The sequence below is a fragment of the Actinotignum inguinis genome (assembly GCF_051265835.1).
Lineage (GTDB): Bacteria > Actinomycetota > Actinomycetes > Actinomycetales > Actinomycetaceae > Actinotignum > Actinotignum timonense.
This window is the reverse complement of sequence record NZ_JBOZDP010000030.1, coordinates 1-13330: the sequence shown is the minus strand read 5'-3', so window position 1 is coordinate 13330 and position 13330 is coordinate 1. Positions and strand designations below refer to the sequence as shown.

Below are 13330 nucleotides of genomic sequence, written 5' to 3'. Positions count from 1 at the left end.
AATGCGCGCGCGGCGGGAAGCAACCCGTGGCCGTAGGCATCACCTTTGATAACCGCCATGATTTTCTGGCCCGTGAGATGGGCCCGTACCCGGGTGAGGTTCTGCTCGAGCGCACCCAGGCTGATGGTAGCTCGGGAGGTGAAAACTGCGGGATCAAGGCTAAACATGGTGTTCTTCCTGTTGAGGCGCGGATAGGAGTGCGGGGCGGGACTGGCGAGCTGCGGCGCGCTGGTCACCTGCGGGCGAGCCGCGCTGCGAGCTGCCGGCCGCGGGCCGCGGCGCGGGCGTGCCTGTATTCTACGCGCCGCCCAGAATCTGGCCGATGACCTCCGGGATGCGCGCGGCGATCTGGGCTGCACTGATAGGCCGGCCCGGCGCGGGCGCGGGCTCCCCGAGCGCGCCCCGCGCCGGCGCGGCGAAAGGTGTTCCGGCCGCGAGCGCGGCAGCGCGGGCATGAACGTGCAGGGCAGCGGCCGCAATACGGGCGGCCGCCCCGGGTGCCAGGCAGGCAGTCGCAGCGGGTGCATCGATTGCGGTGGGCCCGCCCGCGCCATCTGCCGGCTCGGTGAGTTCAGTGTGCCCCGCAACCTCCGTGTGCTCGCCAACCACAGCGTGCTGAGCGAGCATGGCTCCGATGAGCCCGGCCAGCACATCGCCAGCCCCGGCCACGGCGCGCCAGCCCGGCGCCCCGCCCTGGGCGTAGCACTGTCCGCTCGGGCTGGCCACCACATCAACGGATCCCTTGAGCACCACCGTCGCCCCCAACCGGGCCGCCAGAGCCCGCGCGGCCGCCACCGGGCAGGACTCAATCACCGCGCGGCTAAAAGGCCTGCCATCCCCGTCGCGGAGATCCAGTTGCGCGGCGAGTAGGGCGGCTTCCCCGGCGTGCGGGGTGAGCACCACGTGCTCGCCGAACCGCACGCCCGCCCGCGCCGCCATATCGGCGATGGTGGGCAGAGCGCCGGCATCCACAACCACCGGGGACCCGTCTTTAAGCGCGGCGTGCAGGAGGGCCGGTGCTCCCGGAGGATCGCCCGAACCAACCGCGAGGGCCTGGATCCGCCCCGGGGCCGCCACCACTTCCGGATGCGCGGTGATAACCAGCTCCGCGACCTCATTCTCACCGAGGTAACGTACCATCCCGGGTCCCGCCGCGAGAGCGGCCGTCGTCGTTAATAAACCCGCACCCGGGTACTGCACCGAACCGGACACGATCCCCACCACGCCGCGGGTGTATTTGTGGTCGTCCGCGCCGGGGACCTGCCACAGGTCCGCCACATCGGAATCACCCAGGCGCAGCACGGATGGTTCGCCCAGGTGAGGGGCGAAGCCGAGCTCCACCACCTCGATGCGCCCCGCGGCCCGGCGGGCCGGGTCGAGCACCAGCCCGGCCTTGGCTGCTCCCATGGTCACGGTGAGGTGGGCGGAGAGGTAGGGGCCGGGCAGGGCGCCGTCGTCCACCCCGATCCCGGAGGGAGTATCCACCGCGACCACGAGCGGTTCCACCGGGCTGGCCAGACGCTCGGATTCCAGCGCGGCAAGCCACGAAGCCAGCGGTTCGCGCGCCGGCCCACGCGCCCCGATGCCGAGCAGCCCGTCCACCCAGACGGCGCTGCGGCGCGCGAGCTCAACCGCCTGCGCCGCGCTGGCCTCGCGGATGAGGGTGCCGCCGGCGCGCTCCAAAGCCTGCGCCCCCGCGCGGTGATAAGCAGGCAGCGGAAGCGCCGCCACCACGGTGGCCCCGCGCCGCGCCAGATATGCACCGGCGTAGAGGGCGTCCCCGCCGTTATTACCCGCCCCGGCAAAAATCGCGATGCGGGTCCCGCTCACGCGGATGGAGCGACGGCGCAGCTCCCAAATAATCGCATTCGCGAGCGCCCGAGCGGCCCGGGCCATGAGCGGCTCGCCGGCCGCCAACAGGGGTTCTTCCGCGGCTCGCACGGTCGCGGCATCATAGGTACGCAACATACTGGTATGGTAACGCGCGCCCGCGCACCCGGAGCTGGGCCGGCGCGGTCACGAACCGCAAGCGGAGCCGCGCACCTGCGCCGCGATACCCGCGCCCGCGCACCCCGCCGCCCAGCTAGTAGGCTGGCCCCATGGAGTCCAACCGTCACCTCGTCACCTTCACGCACGACGAATGGAGCGCCCTCGCCAAGAACGCGCCCCTCCCCCTCACGCACACGGATGTGCGGCACCTGAAAGCCCTGGGCGACCCGATTGACCTGGCCGAAGCGGATGCTATTTACCGCCCGCTCTCCGCGCTGCTGCAAATGTACGCCCAGGAAATCGGCGATCTGCACCGCAAAACTTCGGATTTTTTGGGTTTGCGCGAACAGCGCACGCCTTTTGTGATCGGTATTGCCGGTTCGGTTGCGGTAGGAAAATCGACGACGGCGCGACTTCTCCAAGAGTTGCTTCGGCGCTGGCCCTACACACCCCGCGTGGACCTGGTGACCACGGATGGCTTCCTCTACCCCAATGCGGTGCTGGAAGAGCGCAGCCTCATGGACCGCAAGGGTTTCCCGGAATCCTATGATCACGCCGCGCTTCTTGATTTTCTGCGGCGGGTCAAATCCGGGGAGGACCGCGTGGAGGTGCCCCGCTACGATCACGTTATTTACGATATTGTGCCCGGTCAGCACCAGGTGGTGGCCCACCCGGATATTCTCATCCTGGAAGGGCTCAATGTGCTCCAGCCGCCACTGCTGGCAGCCGGCTGGCCGAACAGGAATGCCGGGGACGGCACCGCGGCCGGCAAGCGAGCTGATTCGCGGCCCGGCGCCCCCGCGCGCGTGACTCCCACGGATGCCGCTTTCTACACCGGGAACCTCACCGCCGTTTCCGATTTCTTCGACGTCTCGATTTACGTGGACGCTTCCCCGGAAGATCTGGAAACCTGGTATCTCTCGCGTATTTTCAAATTGCGCGACGTCGCTTTTAATCTGCCCGGCGCCTATTTCCACCAATTTGCGGATATGCCGGACGCCGAGCTGCGGGCCCGCTCCCTTGACATCTGGAACGCCATCAACCTGCCCAATTTGCTGGAGAATATTCAGCCCACCCGCGAGCGCGCCGATATTATGCTCTGCAAGGGCGCCGACCACCGGGTCCAGCGCATTCACCTGCGTAAGTTGTAGCCGCCCGGCCCATAGCTAGGCTGCGCCCCGGCCAGCAGCGTAGGCGGGCCGGGGCGCAAGCTACCTGGCGGCGGCGTCGTAAAAAATACTGCGCGGCGCGCACCGCAAAAGTTATAGCGCGAGGTTCGTGGCGACCACGTCCGCGAGTTCGTGCGCCACGGCGTCTGCCTCCTCCTGGGTGGCGGCTTCGACCATGACGCGCACCAGCGGCTCGGTGCCCGAGGGGCGCAGCAGCACCCGGCCGGTCTCCCCTAGGCGCTCCTCGGCCTCGCGGACCGCGCGCTGGACCTGCTCGTTTGTGGAAGCCGCGGCTTTATCCACATTTGGCACGTTGACGAGGATTTGCGGGAGGCGGGTGACCACGCTGGCCAGCTCTTTCAGGCTGCGCCCGGATGCCGCGACCTGCTGGGCGAGGAGCAGGCTGGTGAGGGAGCCGTCACCGGTGGTGGCTTTTTCGAGGGAGATGACGTGGCCGGATTGTTCGCCGCCCAGGCTGTAGCCCCCGCGGCGCATTTCTTCGAGGACGTAGCGGTCCCCGACCCCGGTTTGGATCGTGCGCACGCCGTGCTCCTTCATGGCCAGGAGCAGGCCGAGGTTGGACATGACCGTGACGACGAGGGTGTCTTTCGCGAGTTTGCCGGCGTCTTTGAGGGCGAGGGCGAGGATCGCCATGATTTGATCGCCGTCCACAAGCTCGCCTTCGTGATCAACCGCGAGGCAGCGGTCCGCGTCGCCGTCGAAAGCCACCCCGAAATCGGCGTCGTTATCCACGACCGCGCGCTGGAGGGCTTCCGGGTGGGTGGAGCCGCAGCCGTCGTTAATGTTGTATCCGGAAGGATCGGCGTTAATAACAATAACCTTCGCTCCGGCGCGGCGCAGCGCCTCGGGTGCGATAGCGGAGGTGGCACCGTTCGCGCAATCGGTGACGATGGTCAGGCCGTCCAGCCGGGTGGTGATCGCGGTGGTGAGGTGGTCGAGGTAGAGGCGATCCCCGAATTCCGCGGTATCGCTAATGCGGCCGATGCCGGCGCCGGTGGGGCGGCCCCAGTCCGTGCCGAGGAGTTCTTCGATTTCGTCTTCGAGGCTGTCTTCGAGTTTGAAGCCGCCTTTGGCGAAGAATTTAATGCCGTTGTCCTGCATGGGGTTGTGGGAAGCGGAGATCATGACGCCCAGGTCATAGCCGCCTTCCGCGGTGAGGAAGGCGATGCCGGGGGTGGGAATAACGTCCACGTGTTCCACGTCCACCCCGGCGCCGGCGAGCCCGGCCGCCACCGCCTGGGACAGCATCCCGCCCGAGACGCGCGAATCCTGGCCGATGACCGCGCGCGGGCGGCCTTCCCCGTCGAATTCGCGGGTGAGGACCCGGGCCGCGGCTTCACCCAATTTCACGGCGAGGTCCGCCGTGAGTGCGCGGTTTGCGAGTCCGCGGACGCCGTCTGTTCCAAAAAGTCGTGGCATTACTCAGCCTTTCGCCGGGGCGCGGCCGGTGCCGCACCTATGTGCTTCCCTCTGTTCTACTTCGCCCGCGGGGCCCGGAACCGGGGCGGCTGTGGAGCTTGTTGAAGCTGGCCGGCCTGGTTGGCACCGCGGGTGCGCTGTGTTCTACTGTAACGCGCGCGGCCGGCCGGCGGAAAAAGGAACGCGGGGTGGACGCGGGGTGGCCAAACGGCGCGCGGAGCACAGCGAACCGCGCACCGCGAACAGCAAACAGCGAACGGAGCACAAGCACCCCTCACACAAGCACCTCGAGCACGCCATATACAACAAGGGAGGCCCCGAAGTAGGACCTCCCTTGTAAAAACTGAGCGCTGCGCCGAAGTGGCGCATAACGCCGAAGCTTAACGCTTGGAGAACTGCGAAGCCTTGCGGGCCTTCTTCAGGCCGGCCTTCTTGCGTTCCACCGCGCGAGCATCGCGGGTGAGGTAACCGGCCTTCTTGAGGGCCGGGCGATTCGCTTCGCGGTCAATTTCGTTGAGGGCGCGGGCGATGCCAAGACGCAGCGCACCGGCCTGGCCGGAAATGCCACCGCCGTTGATACGGGCGATAACATCGAAACGGCCTTCGAGATCGAGCAGGGTGAAGGGGGACTTCACGAGCTGCTGATGGATTTTGTTGGGGAAGTAATCGGCCAGGTCGCGGCCGTTCACCTTCCATTCCCCGGAGCCGGGGACGAGCCGGACGCGGGCAACGGCTTCCTTGCGGCGGCCGAGTGCCTGACCCGGGACAGCGGCGGATACACCCTGACCGACCTTGGGGGTTTCGGTCTCTGTGGTGTAGGAGCCGCTGAACTCCTCCTCCACCTGGGTGTCAATTTGAGTTTCTGACATTGATGTAAATCCTGTTCCGAAAAAAGCGGCCGAACGCGACTCGCTTATTGGGCGATCTTCTTCAGCTCGTAAGGTTCGGGCTTCTGAGCTCCGTGCGGATGCTCAGCGCCGGCGAAAACCTTCAGCTTCTTCAGCTGCTGACGGCCGAGAGATGTGTGCGGAAGCATGCCGCGCACCGCCTTAATAACGGCCTGCTCGGGATTCGAGGCAAGGAGTTCGGCGTACGAGGTGGCCTTGAGGCCCCCCGGGTAACCGGAATGCCGGTAAGCCATCTTCTGCGTTGCCTTGCTTCCCGTGAGGGTCACCTTGCTCGCATTCGTGATAATAACGAAATCGCCGGTATCCATGTGAGGAGCAAAATTCGGTTTGTGCTTCCCACGGAGCAGGGCGGCAACCTGAGCTGCCAAACGCCCGAGGACAACATCGGTGGCGTCAATGATGTACCACTTCTTCTCAATGTCGCCGGGCTTAGGAGTGTACGTGCGCACGTGCGTAGCCTTCGTTTCTGATATTGGTTCCGAACATCCGCCGTGGTGGCGGGCGAAACCGTAACGGTCAAAAGTTAGATGTGCCCTTCACAGCGCGCGACGAGTGGGAATAAGCATCGCGCCGATGGTATGGACAACAACGCTCTATCATACCCGTAGCTCCTATGTCGGTCAAAGCTTTGCCGGCGCTGTGAGGTACTCCACCGGCGCTTTAGCGCGGGAAAGTACGACGACGCCGCACCGGCCCGCCGCCTCGCTTTCTTGCGCGCCGCGGCAGTGCGGGTGGGCGCTAGAGAAGCGGGCATGACAGAAACGGGCATGACAGGATCTGGCATGACAGGATCTGGCATTACAGGATCTGGCATTACAGAATCGGGGTGGGCAGGTCCACCACGGGTTCGGCCCGGCCTTCTGTGACCCACAGGCGCACATGCGGCGCGGTGATTGCCAGCACCACCAGCACCGAGATCCCGGCCGGGTACATGGCCGCGGTTTCCCCCGTGGTTGCAAGCAATAGGTAGAGCAGGGCGATACCCGCTTCGCAGGCAAGGAAGAGTACCCAGGCCACTCGGGAATGGTTGGCCACCCCGAACAGGAGCAGCAGCATAACCAGGTAGAGCACCACATCCACCGCGGAAGCCGGAAGCATATCGGTGACCAGCGCGGCGCCCAGCAGCACCGTGATCGCGACAGCGGAAAAGAGCAGGGCCCCGGGCGGGACGCGGTGTTCAGCCGCGATGCGCGCCAGCTCGGTGGCTTTTTCCGCCATGGCACTGGAATTGCGCCACCCGGGTTTGCCAGCCGGGCCGGTTTGCCGGCGCCGGCCCTGGTATCCCGAACCCTGCCGACCCGCGCGCGGATGGCTAGAGCGCCCGCGGCCCGGCTGCGCCGTCGTACCATTACCGGAACCGCGCTCACCGCACGTTCCCTCACCGCATGCTTCCTCACCGCACGTTCCCTCGGCATCGGGGAGGGCCAACTCTAGCTCCTCTTCCAGTTCCAGCCCCTCCTCCAGGCGCGCGGCCGCGCCGGTGACATCGAGGATGGGAAGATCGCCGTCGGTTTGAATCTCATCCCCGCCGCCGTTACGCGAGCTATAGGCGTTGAAATACTGCTCGATCACGCTCACGTGACTATCGGGATCCGCGTAGCGCACCGTATTGATAATGAAATCCCGCTCCGCATCAATATTCGGATCGATTTTGTGGGTGAATTGCCCGGTGAAAATAGACAGACCCACGCTGCGATCAAAGGTTCCGGCGGCGAGCCAGGTGATGCGTTCCCCACCCGGAAGCGTCCAATCCGGCGGGCAGCGCCAGAAGCGCACATGGTGGCGCCGGGCCGCATTGCCATCCACTTCCTGCTGGTAGGCGAATTCTTGTTTCCGGGAAAACAAATACAGATCGGAGACCGGTGCGGAAGGATAGGAGCGGCGCAGTACCGCGGCCACAATTATCCGCCAAGAGGTGCGGAAAGTAATGGGTTCGGCTTCGATCCAGCCGGCGGCCCGCATGGCCGCGTGAATATCCGCCTCGCTGCCCTCCCAGCCGATATTGACCGGGTCCCCGAGGATGCCGTCCGCCGTTTTGGTGCGCCCGAAGAAATAATCCGGCACGTACATGAGCGAAAACAGCTGGTGGAGGCGCGGGAAAGCGAAATACGCCGCGAGCGCCCAAAATACCAGCAGGTGCAGCCACCACAGCGGTTGCCCGGGGAGCCCGCGCAGCAAAAGCAGCACGGCCAGCCAGAAACTATAAATCAGGGCGACGACGACGAACAGCCCCGCCAAGACCGCATACAAAGGGAAGCCGCGCCGCAGCCGCTGCCGGGGCAGGCGGGTATAGGCGGGCGGGCGCGCGGGGACTGGCCAGCGCTGGTCAGCGCTGTGCCGCACCGAGAGCACCGGCGTTGTTTGCCCGACATCGCTTTGTTCCTGAGTCACGCCTCGATTTTACTCGGCGCCTACGACACATTAAATCGGCCTGAATTGACGATGCTCGTCACGTGCGGAGCAGCGGCGGCACGTTTCGCCGCGCCGAGCTTGGGCAATAGTAGCGCCCGGCTAATCCTCGAGCAGGGTGCGGATAGCCCGGGATGCCGCTGCACGCGCGGCCCACTGACTCGGTTCAGGATAATTCACTTTTTCCAGGGTGAGGGGATGGGGCGGGGCCACCACCACCTCGCCGTCGCGGCTCGCTTCGTGCAGGCGCCGGAGTGGCCAGGCGGCGTCGCGCTGCCCCTCGCCCACCCGGAGCAGCGAGCCGACCAGGGTCCGCACCATCGAATGGCAAAAAGCATCGGCCACCGCGTGGATGGTTACCAGCTCGCCTGCTTCAGCCACGTCCAGGGCCAGGAGCTCGCGAACCGTCGTCGCCCCCGGGCGCGGTTTGCAATAGGAGAGGAAATCGTGTTCGCCCAGGAGGGAGGCCGCGGCCTCCCGCATCGCGTTGAGGTCGAGCGGGCCGGCCAGCCAGAGGACGTCGCGTCGTCGTAAGGGATCAAAGTGACCCACCGCAATGCGGTACGTGTATTCGCGCGAAACCGCGGAAAAACGGGCCTCGAAATCGGGGGAGACTTCGCGGGCGCTGTGGAGCACAATATCGGCACTCCCCCGGGGGCCGCCCGCATCGCGCGCGAGCAGGCCCTGCACGCGCCGCACCAGTACCCGGGTCGGGTCATCTTGAGAGCGCCCCGCCGCCGCGGCGAGCGCCCCGCGCGGCACATCCATATGGGCGACCTGCCCGCGGGCATGCACCCCGGCGTCGGTCCGCCCGGCAACGGTGAGGGTGACCGGCACGCGCAACACCGTGGCGAGGGCTTCGGTGAGGGTGCCTTCCACGGTGCGCAGGCCGGGCTGCGCCGCCCAACCGTGAAATTCAGTACCGTCGTAGGAAAGATCAAGCCGAAGCCGAAGGTTTTGCGCTAGCGTGTCACTCATGGATCCAGTTTCCCATGCCGAGCCCTCCGCCCGCATACCCGCGAGCCGCGCGCCAGAAGGCCGCGGGCTCGAGGGGCACGTAGCCGAGGGCCGTGTACTCGAAAATGAGGAGCCGGCGCTCCCACTCGGCACCGCACCGATGTACGCGAGTGCGCCCAGCCCGGAGGACGCCGCGAACGCCACCACCGCGGCCGCTGTTTCCGGACCGCGCACATTCGCGGTTGATTGCGGCGGGGGCGGTATCAAAACGGCGCTGCTGGACGCGGCCGGCACCCAGATCGGACCGGCCCGGCGCACCCCGGTCCGCTACCCCTTCTCCCCCGCGGCCCTGGAACATATCATTGCTGCGGATGCCGCCGCACTGCGCGCCGAGGGCTGCGATTTCGAGCGCCTCACGGTGGGAATGCCGGGGATGCTCCGCCACGGCGTGGTGGTTTATACCCCGCATTACATTCGCCGCGCCGGCCCGCATACCCGCCTCGATCCGGAGATGGACGCCGCCTGGAACGGCCTGGATATTCGCGCTGCCCTCGCCGCGCGTTTTTCCCGGCCCACCCTGGTGCTCAACGACGCTGAGGTAGCCGCTGCCGCAACCGTGACCGGCCAGGGTCTGGAAGTGGTCCTCACTTTCGGAACCGGACTGGGCAATGCCATTGTTGATAACGGGGTGCTGGCCCCGCACCTGGAGTTTTCACATGCCCCGCTGCGCTGGGGCCTCACCTACGATGATGTGATCGGCGAAATTGAGCGCATCCGCCTGGGCGATGCCGCGTGGAGCCGGCAGGTGGCCCGCGCTATTGAGTCCCTCTACCCGGTAATTCGCTGGGACACCCTCTACCTCGGAGGCGGTAACGCGGCGCGTATCACCGAGAGCGTGCGTGAACGCCTGAGCGGCTCGGTAGTCTTTATTCCGAATGCCGCCGGGATGAGTGGCGGGGTGCGCGCTTGGGATCTGGTGGCCGCCTCCGAGCGGGCTCGTGCGGAACAGTAGCCCCGCTCCCGCAGGCAATAGTAGATCCGCTTCCTGCGGGCAACAGTAGCCCCGCGTCCTGCGGGCAGCGAAAAGGGCTCCGGAAACTCACGTTTCCGAAGCCCTTCTCTCAAGCTTCCCGGCGGTTCGGTTTACTCACGTGACCGAACCAACCGCGGGCGCTTATCTAGCTTACTTAGCTTCTTCGGCCTTCTCGGCTTCCGCAGCTTCGTCCGCGCTGGGAGCCGATTCAGCAGATTCGGCACTTTCCGCCGAAGCGGCGCTTTCAGCAGATTCAGCAGATTCCGCGCTTTCGGCCGACTCAGCGGATTCCGCCGACTCAGCCGACTCGGCTTCTTCCGCGGCAGCGGCACGCTCAGCGGCCTTTTCCGCTTCCTTGACAACCGCCTGCTTCGGGGAAACCTTCTCGGTCACCAGCGAAATAACGGCCATCGGGGTGTTATCACCGCGGCGGTTGCCCACTTTGGTGATGCGGGTGTAGCCACCCTCGCGTTCCGCGAACAGCGGGGCGAGTTCCTCGAAGAGGATGTAGGCGGTTTCACGATCGCCCAGCACCTTGAGGGCCAGGCGGCGATTGTGGGTATCCCCCTTCTTCGCCTTCGTGATGAGCTTTTCGATGTGGGGACGCACCGCGCGAGCCTTCGCTTCGGTGGTCTTGATCGACGTGTGATGAATAAGTTCCTTGCACAGGTTGGCAAGAATCTTGCGCTGGTGGGCGGGGCTACCGCCGAGGCGCGGACCCTTGGTGGGCTTAGGCATTGTCTACTCCTAGTAAATTATGTGGCTGCTCAGGCCTGAGAATCGTCGCTGAACTGCATCCCGAAATCATCGAATCCGCCACCGAGGAAGCTCGATCCGGAATCCTTGAGGCTCAGGTCCATCTTCGCCAGTTCATCCTTGACATCATCGATGGACTTCGCCCCGAAGTTGCGAATATCGAGCAGGTCGGCTTCCGAACGCTGCACCAGTTCCCCAATGGTGTGGATACCTTCGCGCTGCAGGCAGTTCTGGGAACGTGCGGGCAGGTTGAGGATGGTGATCGGACGCTGCAGATCCGAGGAGCGCTGCTCGGTCACCGGTGCCGGACCAATTTCGATGCCTTCGGCTTCGTCATTGAGATCCACGGCCAGGCCGAAGAGCTCCACGAGGGTCTTGCCGGCAGAGGCGAGAGCGTCCCGCGGGGTCGTCGATTCCTTGGTTTCCACATCCACCACGAGGCGATCAAAGTCGGTGCGCTGTTCCACACGGGTGGCTTCCACCTTGTAGGAAACCTTGAGCACCGGCGAGTAGATCGAGTCAATCGGAATGCGGCCGATCTCATCGTTATCGCCCTTGTTGAGAGCCGCGGAAACGTAGCCGCGCCCGCGTTCAACCGTGAGGTCGATTTCGAGCTTGCCCTTGTCATTGAGGGTGGCGATATGCAGATCCTGGTTGAGGATCTCCACGCCCGCCGGCGGGGTGATATCCGCGGCGGTTACTTCGCCCGGGCCGGTCTTCCGCAGGTACATGAGGACCGGTTCGTCGTTATCCGAGGAGACAACAAGTTCCTTGAGGTTGAGGATGATTTCCGCAACATCTTCCTTCACACCGGGAATGGTGGAGAACTCATGGAGCACCCCATCGATGCGAATCGAGGTGACCGCAGCACCGGGAATGGAGGACAGCAGGGTACGGCGCAGGGAATTGCCCAGCGTGTACCCGAATCCGGGTTCGAGCGGTTCGAGGACGAACCGGGACCGGAATTCGGAGATCTTATCTTCACTCAGAACGGGACGTTGTGCAATAAGCACGATTCTTTCCTTTCCGCAAACAACCGCTATATGAGGTTTGCGTAGCCTCGCGAAACTCCGTCTGTCCGCGAGGTTCGGGCGCGGTTTTTCCTGTCAAAGCCCGCGCCCTGGGAGGGGTGCCGCAGCGGCCGGGGCCGCTGCGCGCGGCGTCGTCGTTAAGAACGACGACGCAGTTGCGGCCAAACGCGTATTAGACGCGACGGCGCTTGGGCGGGCGGCACCCGTTGAAGGCCTGCGGAGTCACATCGGAAATGGAGGTGACTTCCAGCCCGGAGGCGGTCAGGGAACGGATCGCGGTTTCGCGCCCGGAACCCGGACCCTTGACGAATACATCAACCTTCTTCATGCCCTGTTCCATGGCCTGGCGCGCGGCGTTTTCCGCGGCGAGCTGCGCGGCGTAGGGAGTCGACTTACGCGAGCCCTTGAAGCCAACCATCCCGGAGGACGCGGAAGCGATCACCGCGCCGGTGGGGTCGGTGATGGACACGATGGTGTTATTGAAGGTGGACTTAATGTGGGCCTGACCCACGGTGACATTACGACGCTGATTGCGACGCGGACGGCGCGCACCGGCGTTAGCAGAACGAGTCTGACGAGCCATAATCTATTTCTCCTGAACTACGACGAAGCCTACTTGGCCTTCTTCTTACCGGCCACGGTGCGCTTGGGGCCCTTGCGGGTGCGCGCGTTGGTCTTGGTGCGCTGCCCGTGCACGGGCAGGCCGCGACGGTGACGCAGGCCCTGGTACGAACCGATTTCGATCTTGCGGCGAATATCGGCCTGGACTTCGCGGCGCAGGTCGCCTTCAACCTTGTAGTTCTCGTCGATATGGTTCTTGAGTTTCACCAGATCGTCTTCAGTGAGATCACGCACGCGGGTATCCGGGTTCACCCCGGTAGCGGCGAGGGTCTCGTGGGCGCGGGTGCGTCCAATGCCAAAAATGTAAGTGAGCGCGATCTCAATCCGCTTTTCGCGGGGGAGATCAACGCCGGAGAGACGTGCCAATTTCTTAGCTCCCTTAGTTATGCCGGAGGTGTCGGGCACTGCTGTTCCCACGGGTCTCTAATCCGTGAGCCCCGGCCTCCGGACCGGGGGTTGCCTTGCGGCTAACAGTGCTGGTGCAACGGGGCTTTAGCCCTGACGCTGCTTATGGCGCGGATTCGAGCTGCAGATCACCATGACGCGACCGTGGCGCCGAATGACCTTGCAGTTATCGCAAATGCGCTTAACGCTCGGCTTGACCTTCATGAATAACTTTCCTTGTTGATCACTTGTAGCGGTAGACAATCCGCCCGCGGTTCAGGTCATAGGGCGTGAGCTCTACAACCACCCGATCCTCGGGCAGGATACGAATGTAGTGCTGACGCATTTTGCCGGAAATATGGGCCAGAACTTCGTGCCCGTTTTCCAGCTCGACCTTGAACATCGCGTTGGGCAGCGCTTCGATCACGCTACCTTCAACTTCGATGACGCCGTCTTTCTTCGCCATGTTCCTCGCTAACAGTGTTGCCCGCACCGGATTGTGCGGGACATCAAAATCGGTGCGCAAGCGTGCGCCATACGGGCACACGGCACCGACGTTCAATACTACTGCACGAAGCCGCCCCTACGTAAGGGGCGGCAGCGATGTTATGGGTCACGTGTAGTGCGAGAATT

The 13330-nt window shown here is 64.8% G+C and carries 15 protein-coding genes; 2 read left to right on the top strand and 13 right to left on the bottom strand.

From position 1 onward, the window contains the following. Positions 1-167, bottom strand: a 167-nt coding sequence (locus tag ACRQFC_RS08925; RefSeq protein ID WP_435710338.1) for an alanine racemase, incomplete at its 3' end; no start/stop codon positions are given. Between the two features lie 130 nt (positions 168-297). Further along, complete coding sequence (locus ACRQFC_RS08920) at positions 298-1968, bottom strand: bifunctional ADP-dependent NAD(P)H-hydrate dehydratase/NAD(P)H-hydrate epimerase (protein ID WP_101595392.1); 1671 nt, start codon at positions 1966-1968, stop codon at positions 298-300. Positions 1969-2099: 131 nt separating this feature from the next. Here ACRQFC_RS08920 and coaA point away from each other — a divergent pair, with 131 nt between their 5' ends. Further along, on the top strand, positions 2100-3140 hold the full coding sequence (gene coaA / locus ACRQFC_RS08915; RefSeq protein ID WP_101595389.1) for a type I pantothenate kinase: 1041 nt from the start codon (positions 2100-2102) through the stop codon (positions 3138-3140). Positions 3141-3251: 111 nt separating this feature from the next. On the opposite strand, the gene glmM is transcribed toward coaA, so the two are convergent. The 5 genes from glmM to truA form a co-directional block, all read right to left on the bottom strand. Next, positions 3252-4598, bottom strand: coding sequence for a phosphoglucosamine mutase (gene glmM, locus ACRQFC_RS08910; protein ID WP_087070546.1), 1347 nt, complete (start codon positions 4596-4598; stop codon positions 3252-3254). A 380-nt stretch (positions 4599-4978) separates the two neighbouring features. Then, positions 4979-5467, bottom strand: coding sequence for a 30S ribosomal protein S9 (gene rpsI / locus ACRQFC_RS08905; RefSeq protein ID WP_016443070.1), 489 nt, complete (start codon positions 5465-5467; stop codon positions 4979-4981). Positions 5468-5511: 44 nt separating this feature from the next. After that, positions 5512-5955, bottom strand: coding sequence for a 50S ribosomal protein L13 (gene rplM / locus ACRQFC_RS08900; protein ID WP_087070545.1), 444 nt, complete (start codon positions 5953-5955; stop codon positions 5512-5514). A 364-nt stretch (positions 5956-6319) separates the two neighbouring features. Then, positions 6320-7897, bottom strand: coding sequence for an LssY C-terminal domain-containing protein (locus ACRQFC_RS08895; RefSeq protein WP_219619184.1), 1578 nt, complete (start codon positions 7895-7897; stop codon positions 6320-6322). A gap of 120 nt (positions 7898-8017) precedes the next feature. Next, on the bottom strand, positions 8018-8893 hold the full coding sequence (gene truA, locus ACRQFC_RS08890; protein WP_101595385.1) for a tRNA pseudouridine(38-40) synthase TruA: 876 nt from the start codon (positions 8891-8893) through the stop codon (positions 8018-8020). Positions 8894-9032: 139 nt separating this feature from the next. Here truA and ACRQFC_RS08885 point away from each other — a divergent pair, with 139 nt between their 5' ends. Beyond that, the gene (locus ACRQFC_RS08885; RefSeq protein WP_284883082.1) at positions 9033-9884 is read left to right on the top strand and encodes an ROK family protein; all 852 of its coding nucleotides are present in this window, start codon (positions 9033-9035) and stop codon (positions 9882-9884) included. Between the two features lie 171 nt (positions 9885-10055). Here ACRQFC_RS08885 and rplQ read toward each other — a convergent pair whose 3' ends face one another. The 6 genes from rplQ to infA form a co-directional block, all read right to left on the bottom strand. Then, positions 10056-10643: a 50S ribosomal protein L17 gene (gene rplQ, locus ACRQFC_RS08880; RefSeq protein ID WP_087070544.1), complete on the bottom strand. Its 588-nt coding sequence runs from the start codon at positions 10641-10643 to the stop codon at positions 10056-10058. Between the two features lie 29 nt (positions 10644-10672). Further along, positions 10673-11674 (bottom strand): DNA-directed RNA polymerase subunit alpha, encoded by a 1002-nt coding sequence (locus ACRQFC_RS08875; protein ID WP_087070543.1) that lies wholly within the window; start codon positions 11672-11674, stop codon positions 10673-10675. A gap of 190 nt (positions 11675-11864) precedes the next feature. After that, the gene (rpsK, locus tag ACRQFC_RS08870; RefSeq protein WP_016443077.1) at positions 11865-12275 is read right to left on the bottom strand and encodes a 30S ribosomal protein S11; all 411 of its coding nucleotides are present in this window, start codon (positions 12273-12275) and stop codon (positions 11865-11867) included. A 29-nt stretch (positions 12276-12304) separates the two neighbouring features. Beyond that, on the bottom strand, positions 12305-12679 hold the full coding sequence (gene rpsM / locus ACRQFC_RS08865; protein WP_026428270.1) for a 30S ribosomal protein S13: 375 nt from the start codon (positions 12677-12679) through the stop codon (positions 12305-12307). A gap of 126 nt (positions 12680-12805) precedes the next feature. Further along, positions 12806-12922 carry a 50S ribosomal protein L36 gene (gene rpmJ / locus ACRQFC_RS08860; protein ID WP_016443079.1) on the bottom strand — a complete coding sequence of 39 codons (117 nt, stop codon included), beginning with the start codon at positions 12920-12922 and terminating at the stop codon, positions 12806-12808. A gap of 19 nt (positions 12923-12941) precedes the next feature. Then, the gene (gene infA, locus ACRQFC_RS08855) at positions 12942-13163 is read right to left on the bottom strand and encodes a translation initiation factor IF-1 (RefSeq protein ID WP_016443080.1); all 222 of its coding nucleotides are present in this window, start codon (positions 13161-13163) and stop codon (positions 12942-12944) included. Positions 13164-13330: the final 167 nt, after the last annotated feature.